General features: G+C 42.5%; 8 protein-coding genes, 1 tRNA gene and 1 pseudogene. All 10 read right to left on the bottom strand.

Going from position 1 to position 12871, the window contains the following annotated elements; translation table 11 throughout:
* Nucleotides 1–175 precede the first annotated feature (175 nt).
* Nucleotides 176–4390 (bottom strand): DNA-directed RNA polymerase subunit beta', encoded by a 4215-nt coding sequence (rpoC, locus tag BM331_RS10830; RefSeq protein WP_074929483.1) that lies wholly within the window; start codon nucleotides 4388–4390, stop codon nucleotides 176–178.
* Between the two features lie 142 nt (nucleotides 4391–4532).
* Entirely contained in the window at nucleotides 4533–8612 is a 4080-nt protein-coding gene (gene rpoB / locus BM331_RS10825; RefSeq protein ID WP_074929482.1) for a DNA-directed RNA polymerase subunit beta, read from the bottom strand.
* A 349-nt stretch (nucleotides 8613–8961) separates the two neighbouring features.
* On the bottom strand, nucleotides 8962–9333 hold the full coding sequence (gene rplL, locus BM331_RS10820) for a 50S ribosomal protein L7/L12 (RefSeq protein ID WP_074929481.1): 372 nt from the start codon (nucleotides 9331–9333) through the stop codon (nucleotides 8962–8964).
* Nucleotides 9334–9410: 77 nt separating this feature from the next.
* Nucleotides 9411–9926, bottom strand: coding sequence for a 50S ribosomal protein L10 (gene rplJ, locus BM331_RS10815; protein WP_074929480.1), 516 nt, complete (start codon nucleotides 9924–9926; stop codon nucleotides 9411–9413).
* A gap of 454 nt (nucleotides 9927–10380) precedes the next feature.
* Complete coding sequence (gene rplA, locus BM331_RS10810) at nucleotides 10381–11070, bottom strand: 50S ribosomal protein L1 (protein ID WP_074929479.1); 690 nt, start codon at nucleotides 11068–11070, stop codon at nucleotides 10381–10383.
* Nucleotide 11071: 1 nt separating this feature from the next.
* On the bottom strand, nucleotides 11072–11503 hold the full coding sequence (gene rplK / locus BM331_RS10805; protein WP_074929478.1) for a 50S ribosomal protein L11: 432 nt from the start codon (nucleotides 11501–11503) through the stop codon (nucleotides 11072–11074).
* Nucleotides 11504–11626: 123 nt separating this feature from the next.
* Nucleotides 11627–12160, bottom strand: a complete 534-nt coding sequence (nusG, locus tag BM331_RS10800) for a transcription termination/antitermination protein NusG (RefSeq protein ID WP_074929477.1) — start codon at nucleotides 12158–12160, stop codon at nucleotides 11627–11629.
* Between the two features lie 18 nt (nucleotides 12161–12178).
* Nucleotides 12179–12523: a preprotein translocase subunit SecE gene (gene secE / locus BM331_RS10795; RefSeq protein ID WP_074929476.1), complete on the bottom strand. Its 345-nt coding sequence runs from the start codon at nucleotides 12521–12523 to the stop codon at nucleotides 12179–12181.
* Nucleotides 12524–12646: 123 nt separating this feature from the next.
* Nucleotides 12647–12722: transfer RNA gene (locus tag BM331_RS10790), tRNA-Trp, on the bottom strand.
* Nucleotides 12723–12768: 46 nt separating this feature from the next.
* Nucleotides 12769–12871 (bottom strand): annotated as a pseudogene (locus tag BM331_RS10785) (elongation factor Tu); the annotation flags it as partial.

Here is a 12871-nt window from a genome sequence, read left to right as displayed (position 1 = left end):
TACCCCAATCCCTCCCAGGCAACCAGCCAAAATCACTTCTATACACCACAGCGCCCCAAGACTACTTTCTCATCAGGGACAAGTCAAGATTTTAAAATATGAAGCTAAGAAACAGAAGTTCTAAAAACATCTAATCTTATCAAGCATAATAAATAAACATTATTGACAGAACCCCTCATTCGGCAATTTCGTTCGCCGCCAAGTCAGTATTCAGATAGACAGTATTTTCCGATAATCTTTGTTTTTTTCGAATGCTATGAAAGGATAAGCCTGTCCCTGCTGGTATTAATCTGCCTACAATTACATTTTCCTTCAAGCCTCGTAAATCATCTTTTTTACCCATGATAGACGCTTCGGTCAGGACACGGGTTGTTTCCTGGAAAGAAGCAGCAGAAATGAATGAGTCAGTAGAAAGAGATGCCTTGGTTATTCCCAGTAATACATATTCATAGGTGGCCGACATCTTGTTTTCAGTCATGAGTTTCTCGTTCTCGGTAAGAACCTCAGCACGCTCGACCTGCTCTCCAAGAATAAACGCCGAGTCACCTGCATTTGTTATCTGGACACGGCGCAACATCTGCCTAACGATTACTTCTATATGCTTATCATTGATGCTTACACCTTGTAGGCGATAGACATCTTGAACCTCATCGCTAATATATTTCGCTAATGCCTCAACTCCCTGCAATCGCAATATATCATGGGGGTCGATAGGTCCATCAACGATCACCTCACCCTTATTTACCACTTGACCATCATGAGCAGTCACATGTTTATCCTTAGGAATCAGATATTCATGTGCAATACCATCCAGATCAGTGATAACAAGGCGCTGTTTCCCCTTGGTATCTTTCCCAAAAGCTACCGTGCCGGTAGCTTCAGCAAGGAAACCAGCATCTTTGGGCACTCTCGCTTCAAACAACTCAGCTACTCGAGGCAACCCCCCGGTAATATCACGAGTCTTTGACGTCTCCTGAGGAATGCGGGCCAGAACCTCGCCAATACCAACCTGCTGCCCATCTCGTACCGTTATAATGGAACCAACGTGGAATGTAATACTGACGGGTTGATCAGTCCCTGGAATATTAATTTCCTGATCATTTTCATCCAAAAATTTGACAAGCGGCCGTAATCCTTTGGATTGTGCAACATTTCGCCGCTTGGGATCTATAACTACCAGAGTTGCCATCCCGGTTATTTCATCGATTTGTCTGACAACTGTTACGCCTTCTTCAACGTTCTCAAACCGTATCTTGCCAGCATATTCCGTTATGATAGGACGTTTATGAGGCTCCCATGATCCCAGGATTTGCCCTGCCTTGATTGTTTCGTCATCTTGCACATGCAATGTTGCACCATAAGGAATTTTATGCCGCTCACGTTCACGACCATTCTCATCCTGGATCAGAATTTCGCCACTACGAGAGATTATAATTAGCTCGTTCTGTGCATTCCTTACATAGCGAATATGATGAGAATAACGGACAACCCCGTTTGACTTACTCTCAGCCTGATTGGCGACGATAGCTCTTGAAGCCGCACCACCAATATGAAAAGTCCGCATAGTTAGCTGCGTACCCGGCTCACCAATAGACTGGGCTGCAATCACCCCCACGGCTTCTCCAACATTAACTAGCGTTCCACGCCCCAGGTCACGCCCATAGCATTTCGCACAAAGCCCATACCGGGTTTCACAAGTGAGTGGCGTCCTTACCTTTACTTCATCAACACTACAAGCTTCAATTTCATCAGCTGTATCCTCATCCAGCAATGTACCTGCTGAGCAAATAACCTCACTGGTTTCCGGATTTATAACATCAGTCGCTGCCACTCGCCCTAAGATTCGTCCACGCAAGGATTCAACAACGTTACCGCCTTCCACCAAAGCCTTCATTACAACACCACCATCCGTATCACAATCATTTTCTATGATAACCAGATCCTGGGTCACATCAACCAACCTACGCGTGAGATATCCTGAGTTGGCAGTTTTAAGTGCTGTATCCGCCAGTCCCTTCCTAGCGCCGTGTGTCGAAATAAAATACTGCAGGATATTAAGTCCCTCACGGAAATTTGCTGTAATCGGGGTCTCGATAATAGAGCCATCAGGTTTTGCCATGAGACCACGCATGCCGGAAAGTTGACGGATCTGCGCAGCAGAACCTCGGGCTCCTGAATCAGCCATCATGTAAATTGAGTTGAATGATTCCTGCGTAACTGCCTGCCCATTTTCATCTGTCTTGATTTCACCCGTCTCTCGATCTTTGACCGGTTCGACACTAAGCTGATCCATCATTGCTTTAGCCACCTGATCACCTGCACGAGCCCAGATATCAACTACCTTGTTATAACGTTCTCCTTGAGTAACCAAGCCAGAAATATATTGGTTTGCTATTTCATGTATTTCTTGCTCAGCTGCCTGAATAATATCGCTTTTCTGCGATGGTGTAACAAGATCATCCAGGCATATGGAAATTCCACCACGAGTCGCATAGGAAAAGCCTGAGTACATAAGCTTATCGGCAAATATAACGGTCTCCCGCAAACCGCATAAACGGAAGCTGGCGTTTATAAGCTTAGAAATTTCCTTTTTCTTAAGTGCTTTGTTGACGAGGGCAAAAGGAAGTCCTGCTGGCAAGATTTCAGATATGAGCGCCCTGCCAACGGTAGTTTCAAAACGTGTAATCGTTTCAATCAGATCTTCACCATGTCCACAAGATTTTTTCTTTTCCTTGATCCTGACGGTGATTCTGGCATTCAGCTCCAACGCTTTGCTCTCATAAGCACGCGTTATTTCCGAAACATCTGAAAAAACCATTCCCTCCCCTTTAGCTCCAACTTTCTCGCGCGTCATATAATAAAGACCTAGTACGATATCCTGGGAAGGAACTATGATTGGATCGCCATTAGCTGGTGAGAGAACGTTATTAGTTGATAACATCAGCGTACGGCATTCCATTTGGGCTTCAAGCGACAAAGGAACATGCACCGCCATCTGATCACCATCAAAATCCGCATTGAAAGCAGCACATACAAGCGGATGCAACTGAATTGCCTTTCCTTCAATCAGAACAGGTTCAAAAGCCTGGATACCAAGTCGATGCAAAGTTGGAGCCCGGTTAAGCATTACTGGATGTTCACGGATAACTTCTTCCAGAATATCCCAAACAATCGGATTTTCGTTCTCGACTTCCCTCTTGGCCGCTTTAATCGTGCTCGCCACTCCCATTACTTCCAGCTTATTAAAAATAAATGGCTTGAATAATTCCAGTGCCATTTTTTTCGGCAAACCACACTGATGAAGCTTGAGCTGCGGCCCCACCACAATTACAGAGCGACCGGAATAATCAACACGCTTACCCAGCAAGTTTTGACGGAAACGCCCCCCCTTGCCCTTGATCATATCCGCAAGTGATTTTAACGGCCGCTTATTTGCTCCCGTCATTGCTTTACCCCGGCGACCGTTATCAAGCAATGAATCCACCGATTCCTGCAACATGCGCTTCTCATTACGGATAATAATTTCTGGTGCCCGCAATTCCAGCAATCGCTTCAAACGATTATTGCGATTTATAACGCGCCTGTATAAATCATTAAGATCAGAGGTTGCAAAACGACCACCATCCAATGGAACCAATGGCCTTAGCTCTGGAGGCAGAACTGGCAATACCGTCAATATCATCCACTCCGGCTTCATGCCAGATTTATTAAACGCCTCAAGTACCTTGAGTCGCTTAGCAGCTTTCTTAATCTTGGTTTCAGAGCCCGTCGTTTGAATCTCAAGACGTAAAGATTCTATTTCCGACAAAATATCCATACTACTCAACAGCGCACGAATACCTTCTGCGCCCATTGCAGCACTAAAATCATCCCCAAATTCTTCTGTTTTATTCAGATAGTCATCTTCAGTCAGAAGTTGGCCGCGAGTCAGTGGTGTCATACCTGGATCAGTAACGATATAGGCCTCAAAATACAGAACCCGCTCTATATCTCGTAACGTTATATCAAGCACAAGACCCAAACGTGAAGGTAATGATTTTAAGAACCATATATGAGCAACAGGCGAAGCCAGTTCAATATGGCCCATGCGTTCTCGTCTGATTCTGGATAAGGTAACCTCCACACCACATTTTTCGCATATCACACCCCGGTGTTTAAGTCGCTTATATTTACCACACAAGCATTCGTAATCCTTAACCGGGCCAAAGATTTTGGCACAAAACAAGCCGTCTCTTTCAGGTTTGAAGGTCCGATAATTTATCGTTTCAGGTTTTTTTACCTCTCCATATGACCATGATCTAATTTTCTCAGGAGAAGCCAAGCCTATTTTTATGGAATCGAATTCTTCTTTCTGTGTAACTTGTTTGAATAAATCAAGCAGTGCTTTCACGTGTCACTCCTGTGAATCAACGTATAAACCTGAAATAGGCCAAGGAAATGGAAATTTTGAATCTCAATCTTGAGAGGTTATATATAGAGCTTTTATCAATACAAAATTGAGAAAACACATCAATATCAAACTAATAGAGATATTAATGTTGTTCTAGGTCGATATCCAACCCCAGAGATCTAATTTCTTTAACCAGTACGTTAAATGACTCTGGCATACCCGCATCAATTTTATGATCTCCCTTGACAATGCTCTCGTAAACCTTAGTTCGTCCATTGACGTCATCAGATTTCACAGTAAGCATTTCCTGAAGGGTATAGGCTGCGCCATATGCTTCCAAAGCCCAGACCTCCATTTCACCAAACCGTTGTCCCCCGAATTGCGCCTTGCCACCCAACGGCTGTTGCGTGACAAGACTGTAAGGACCCGTTGAGCGAGCATGCATCTTGTCATCTACCAGATGATGAAGTTTTAGTACATGCATATAACCCACGGTAACCGAACGATCAAAAGCCTCCCCTGTCCGGCCATCGTAGAGCGTAGTTTGCCCAGATTCCGGCAGGCCTGCCAATTTCAACATATGTTTGATCTCGGATTCATGAGCACCATCAAAAACAGGAGTGGCAAAAGGAACTCCATCTGACAGGTTTTTTGCCAATTCCAGTATTTCTTTATCATCCAGAGAAACCAAATCTTCCTGTTTTCCACTATCGCTATAGATTTTACTTAGAAAATCCTGGATTTCAGACGTCTCACGTTGAGAGACCAGCATCTCGTTAATTTTCTTGCCAAGCCCTTTAGCAGCCCAACCCAAGTGTACTTCAAGCACTTGACCAATATTCATACGCGAAGGAACACCTAATGGATTCAGTACAACATCAACTGGTGTGCCGTCCGCCATATAGGGCATATCTTCCACGGGAACAATTTTTGAAATGACTCCTTTGTTTCCATGTCGGCCAGCCATCTTGTCACCGGATTGCAGTCTTCGCTTAACCGCAATATAAACCTTCACCATTTTCTGAACACCGGGCGGCAGCTCATCCCCCTGGGAAAGCTTCCTCTGCTTTTCTTCAAAGGCAAGGTCAAACAGCTTTCTTTTCTGAACCAGGCTATCTTTAATCTGTTCCAATTGAAGGCTTGTATTTTCATCAATCAGGCGAATATCAAACCAGTGATGTTTTTCCACACTTTCGAGATATTCTTGTGTGATGGTCGAATTTTTTGCCAGTTTTTTGGGCCCCCCGACAGCAACTTTACCTGCAAGTAACCGTTTTGCACGCTCAAAAGCATCTGCCTCAACAATACGCATTTGATCCGCTAGATCTTTTTTAAAGCGCCCCAACTCATCCGCTATTATCTGCTTGGAACGTTTATCTCGATCAACACCTTCGCGCGTAAAAATCTGCACATCTATTACAGTCCCTGAAATACCTGCTGGCACATGCAGGGAGGTATCTTTGACATCCGATGCCTTTTCTCCGAATATCGCACGAAGAAGTTTCTCTTCAGGTGTTAATTGTGTTTCGCTTTTAGGTGTAACCTTACCCACTAACACATCCCCGGCTTCAACTTCAGCACCAATATAAACTATTCCTGACTCATCAAGACGCGCACGTTGACGCTCGGATAAATTTGGTATATCTGCGGTCACCTCTTCAGTACCAAGCTTTGTATCGTGACTGACAGCTGTCAATTCCTCAATATGTATTGAAGTAAATCTGTCATCTGATACGACTCGCTCAGATATCAAAATAGAATCTTCAAAATTGAGTCCGTTCCAGGGCATAAATGCTATTAACATATTCTGGCCAAGAGCCAGTTCACCCAGATCAGTCGATGCCCCATCTGCGATTACATCATCACGAGAAAGAATATCACCAATTTTTACAATAGGCCTTTGATTGATATTAGTATTCTGGTTCGAACGGGTGTATTTGGTGAGGTTATAAATATCCACCCCAACTTCCCCGGCACGAGCCTCCGCATCATGCACACGTATCACTATACGGCCTGCATCCACATAATCTACCACTCCGCCTCTTAACGCCTTAACTGCAGTTCCTGAATGCACAGCAACCACTCGCTCAACTCCTGTGCCTACTAAAGGTTTCTCTGCACGTAAACACGGAACCGCCTGTCGCTGCATGTTTGATCCCATCAACGCTCGATTCGCGTCATCATGCTCCAAGAAAGGAATCAGTGAAGCCGCCACAGAAACAATCTGGGCAGGTGCAATATCAACATACTCAATCTGATCTCTGGACGCCAGGGTAAATTCATTTTTATGGCGGCAAGAAACAACCTCATCAGTGAAAACCCCAGCCTGATCAAAGTTTGCATTTGCCTGTGCAATCACATACTGACTTTCCTCGATAGCTGAAAGATATACGACTTCCTCCGTTACTCGACCATCCTTAACCATGCGGTATGGGGTTTCTATAAATCCATATTCATTGGTTCTAGCATAAAGAGCCAGCGAATTAATCAAACCAATATTTGGTCCTTCTGGTGTTTCAATCGGACATACACGCCCATAATGAGTTGGATGCACATCACGCACCTCAAAACCCGCACGTTCCCGCGTCAATCCGCCAGGTCCTAATGCTGAGATACGCCTTTTATGTGTAATTTCGGACAATGGATTAGTCTGATCCATAAACTGCGACAGTTGACTTGATCCGAAAAACTCACGTATAGCAGAAGATACCGGTTTAGCATTGATAAAGTCATGCGGCATCAAATTTTCTGATTCAGCCTGACTCAAACGTTCCTTAACTGCTTTCTCAACTCGAGCTAAACCCGCTCTAAATTGATTTTCTGCTAATTCACCTACCGAACGAACACGACGATTACCCAAGTGATCAATATCATCAATCTCGCCTCTGCCATTTCGCAACTCAACCAGTATTTTGATAACATCAGTAATATCTTCATTTGATAAAGTCGTAGAGCCTGTTAGTTCTTCACGCCCTACTCGCCGATTGAATTTCATCCGACCGACGACAGATAAATCATAACGTTCCGGAGAATAGAAAAGGCCATTGAATAAAGCCAGCACAGCATCTTCAGTCGGAGGCTCGCCAGGCCGCATCATTCTGTAAATAGCAACCTGAGCAGACATTTGATCAGTACTTTCATCGACCCTCAACGTTTGTGAAATGTAAGGGCCATAGTTGAGGTCATTCACAAAAAGAGTACTAATCTCACCATTTTTATTTTGAGTTTGCTTAACTCGTTCAAGTAAAGTTTCATTAATTTCGCTATTGGCTGTGGCAATAACCTCCCCCGTTTCCTTATCTACAATGTCTTCAGCCAAAATTTTTCCTAATAAAAATTCTTCAGGAACAGAAATTTTAGTAAGGTTAGCCTGTTGCAGATCACGAACGTGTTTTGCCGTTATCCGTTTATCTTTTTGTACGAAAACCTTGCCATCTTCAGAAACGATATCAAAGCTAGCCAACTCCCCACGCAAACGCTCCGGTATGAGGTGAAATAAAATCTTATTACCCGTAAGGGTAAAGTAATCAAACTCAAAAAAATCAGCAAGAATCTGTGTAGAAGAATAACCCATCGCCTTTAGAAGAGTTGTAACCGGCATTTTGCGACGGCGATCTATCCTGAAATAGACATAATCCTTGGGATCAAATTCAAAATCCAGCCAAGAACCACGGTATGGAATAATACGAGCAGAAAATAATAACTTGCCGGATGAATGTGTTTTACCACGGTCATGCTCAAAAAACACCCCGGGTGAACGATGCAGCTGAGAAACAATAACACGTTCCGTACCATTAACAATAAAAGAACCAGTCTCTGTCATGAGAGGAATCTCTCCCATATAAACTTCCTGCTCTTTAACTTCTTTGACAGTTGGTTTTGAAGCTTCTTTATCCATAATAGTCAGCCTGACTCTGGCACGCAATGGAGAAGCGTAAGTCAACCCTCTCTGTTGGCATTCCTTAACATCGAACACAGATGTGCCAAGCATATAACTTATAAAATCAAGACGGGCGTTATTGGAGTGGCTTTCTATTGGAAAAACAGCATTAAATGCTGCCTGTAGCCCCTGATTCTTTCGTTTACCAGGCGCCACATCTGCTTGCAAAAAATCAGCGTAAGATTGTATCTGGGTGGCAAGAAGAAACGGAAATGGTAGAATGCTGGTACGTTTAGCAAAACTTTTCCGGATACGTTTTTTCTCGGCAAACGAATAACTCATTAAATCACTCCGTGCACTGAAGATATAATCGGGATCGAAGGGCAGTTTATTTGATATAAAACGGGCACCTAATAAAGCTACAACCTAACCTGTATAGTGGTAATACGTGGGCCAAGAAACAAAATACTCTACCTTAACAACTCATAGGCTACAGACATGATATTTAAAGATCAAAGAAACTTCTATCAAACTATGTTGCCGAGATAGGCCAGAGAAAAAATTCTTGAGGTTCAACTAACAATCAATTAGTACATGCTTCTATTTGTCAACGTTATTTTTATACCGTCATACGAGATAAGGGCTGACGATACAACCAGTATCTGTCAGCCCGAATTACTAATACAATTAACTATTTAATCTCACAACCAGCACCAGCTTCAGTCAGCTGTTTCTTGAGTGCTTCTGCATCATCTTTAGAAACACCTTCTTTGACTGCCTTCGGAGCGCTATCAACTAAATCCTTAGCTTCCTTCAGACCCAAACCGGTGACCGCTCTAACAACCTTGATGACATTAACCTTATTGTCACCAGCTGAAGTAAGAATCACAGAAAATTCAGTTTGTTCTTCAACAGCTGCTGCTGCAGCAGGTGCAGCTGCCACAGCAACTGGCGCCGCAGCTGAAACACCAAATTTCTCCTCTAGCTCCTTGATCAGTTCTGATAATTCCAGAACTGTCATATTAGCGATAGATTCTAAAATTTCCCCTTTTCCTATAGCCATTTATTTCTCCTGATATAAATTAAATTCAGATCAATCTGATACGAATCGCTTTAAGCCATCTATATATCGGCTTCCGATTACTTTTTATCACGTACCGCAGCAAGCCCACGCACAAATTTTGAAGGAACTTCATTAAGTGTTCTAACAAATTTTGCAACAGGCGCCTGTAAAGTACCAAGCAATCTGGATAGCAACTCCTCTCTACTTGGTAATGCAGCGAGAGCAGCGACATCCTTACCGGACATTACTGTCCCGGCCATAGCACCAGCCTTAATTACAAAACGATCATTATCTTTAGCGAATTCATGAAGAACTTTTGCAGTAATCACAGGATCACTGCCAATTCCGTAAGCAAGTGGCCCTACCATTGATTCAGCCAACCCGGAAAAAGGGGTATCAACAACCGCCCGCCTTACAAAGGTATTTTTGATAATCCGGAAATAAATACCAGATTCTCGCGCCTTGACTCGCAACTGAGTAAGCTGCCCAACACCCAATCCACGATATTCCGCTATGACGATAGCCTGGGCTTCTGCAATTTGATCACTGACCTCGGATACAATTGCTTTTTTTTCCTCGAGATTATGGCTCAAAAGATACTCTCCATTTAGAATTCAGCCAAAAATTATCGTTATTATTCATAACGATATGTTTCCCATTTAAAAACGGCGACCTGAATCAGGAGAAATTTCTCTCTACCTGCTTATGGACACACCATCTGCGTTGGGTACAATTTCTTGGAATAGCTGCAAAAACACAACAATCACTTTTTATGACTTATAAGTATTGGTTTGATTATCAATACTCTATTTCACAATAGCTGATCATTCGTTTATAAATTCTGTCACTTTCTAATAATTCACTGTGTTTTTTTACCGCTACCCAGTAAACCTGTCACTATTCCATATTGCAATTAAGCTTTCACTCAAAAACAGCAACTAACATTATAGATTGCTATTTTTAGATAATAAAAACCCCAACGGTCTTTGACAATCTGCTGATACAACATCTTAACAGCACCCAAAGCCTTTTATTACAACTAACAAATTATATTCCAGTATGGTCAACTCGCACACCTATTCCCATGGTGCTCGAAATGGCCATTTTACGTAGGTAAACACCTTTTGATGTCGCTGGTTTTGATTTATTCAACGCGTCAACCAGTGCTATAATATTTTCTTTCAAGGCATCTACATTAAACGAAGCCCTACCTACAGTACAATGTACAATGCCCGCTTTGTCTGCTCTGAATTGAATTTGACCTGCCTTAGCATTCTTGACAGCACTTGCCACATCAAGTGTTACTGTTCCCACTTTTGGATTTGGCATTAAACCACGAGGACCGAGTATCTGCCCTAATTGACCAACTATTCGCATCGAATCAGGGCTCGCTATTGCCAAATCAAAATTAATCTCATTCGCTTTAACTCGCTCAGCAAGATCCTCAAGACCTACTATATCTGCTCCTGCATCTAATGCTTCCTTAGCTTTATCGCCTTGCGCAAAAACTGCCACTCTCACAGTTTTGCCTGTACCTGATGGCAAGACCACCGCACCCCGTACTACCTGATCAGATTTACGAACATCTATACCGAGATTAATTGCAATATCAACTGATTCGTCAAATTTAGCCGTAGCAACCTCTTTCACCAAAGCCAAAGCATCTATTAGCGGATACAATCGATCACGATCAATTCTTTGAGTAATTTCTTTGTAACGTCTTGAAGGTTTAGTCATATCATGCTCCCTCTACTTCAACACCCATACTTCTGGCGCTTCCAGCAATTGTTCGGACAGCTGCATCCATATCGGCCGCAGTAAGATCTTCCATTTTAATTTTGGCAATTTCTTCTACCTGACTCCGCGTCAGCTTACCTACTTTATCTACATGAGGCTGCGCACTACCTTTACTCAAACCGGCTAATTTCTTAATTAGAACAGATGCAGGAGTCGTCTTTAAAATAAATGTAAAACTTTTATCTGCATACGCCGTAATAACCACTGGAACAGGCAATCCCGGCTCCATTTTTTGAGTGGCCGCATTAAACGCTTTACAGAACTCCATGATATTTAGTTGGCGCTGACCAAGTGCAGGCCCCACTGGCGGACTTGGGTTCGCTTTCCCTGCAGGGATTTGAAGTTTTATATAACCTATTATTTTCTTTGCCAAAATATTCTCCTTTTTAGGTCCAAACGAATATTAACCACAATACTCTCCCTCTTTTTTGCCACAAACCACTTTGAAATCACATCGCCTACAGGAGACTACTATCCATATCTATATATTACACAATCATATTTTATCAACCTGATGAAAATCCAATTCAACGGGTGTAGGACGCCCAAAAATTGACACAGATACCCGTAATTTATTTTTATCGTAATTAACTTCTTCGACGTTTCCATGAAAGTCGGTAAAGGGTCCTTCTTTAACACGCACCGCCTCCCCTGCCTCAAAAATCACTTTTGGCTTGGGCTTTTCTACTCCTTCTTTTACTTGATTAAATATGCTCTCTATTTCCTTGTGGCTGATTGGAACAGGCTGCATAGATGTTCCTCCTACAAAACCCGTTACTTTTGGTGTACCCTTAACCAGATGCCAAGTTTCATCGGTCATTTCCATTTCAATTAATATATAGCTTGGAAAAAACTTTCTTTCACTTATATTTTTTTGACCACCCTTAACTTCCACCACCTCTTCAACAGGAATCAGGATCTCACCAAATTCATCTTCAAACTTGCGTAGCGCAATCCGATCTCTTAATGCTCTCTTTACACTCTTTTCAAAACCCGAATAGGTATGAACGGCGTACCATTTTTTACTCATATTCCTCCCGGAACACTTTCACCCTTCCTGATCCATTACATATCTAACGATCGCCATCAAACCAGAATCTACAGCCCATAAAAAAAACGCCATCGTTATAACAAACGCACAAACCACACCAGATGTCTGAAGTGTTTCCTTTTTAGTGGGCCAAACAACTTTTTTTACTTCTTCTATCGAATCTTTGAAAAATGAAAATAGTTGCTTTCCTTGTGTTGTAAATAAAATAACAACTGTCGCAAAAATCAACCCTAATAACAAAACTATTACTCTTACTACTACAGGACTATCTTGCAAAAAATAAAAGCTGAAAAAGCCTGCTGCTCCTAATAGTGCTGCTATTCCAAGCTTAATCTTATTCACTTTTTTCGTTCCCGAAAATTACTTTTAACTTAAAAAAATCCAAATTACAAACCTTCTTTTTATTTTTCAGCTTGTCTGAAAATTTTAAAATAAAATTCTTCAGCTTTGCTTATATCTATACTTTGGCAGGCCAGGAGGGCATCGAACCCCCAACCTTCGGTTTTGGAGACCGACGCTCTGCCAATTGAGCTACTGGCCTATCTTCCAAACAAAAAGATCAAAGACTACAAAATCATTAACTTATTTTACTCGATTACTTTGGCGACCACACCGGCGCCAACGGTACGCCCACCTTCACGAATAGCAAAACGCAATCCTTCACTCATTGCTATCGGTGCAATCAAATTG

Origin of the sequence: Nitrosomonas eutropha (genome assembly GCF_900116685.1) — a bacterium.
Taxonomy (GTDB): domain Bacteria; phylum Pseudomonadota; class Gammaproteobacteria; order Burkholderiales; family Nitrosomonadaceae; genus Nitrosomonas; species Nitrosomonas eutropha_A.
This window is presented reverse-complemented; position numbering and strand designations above follow the sequence as displayed.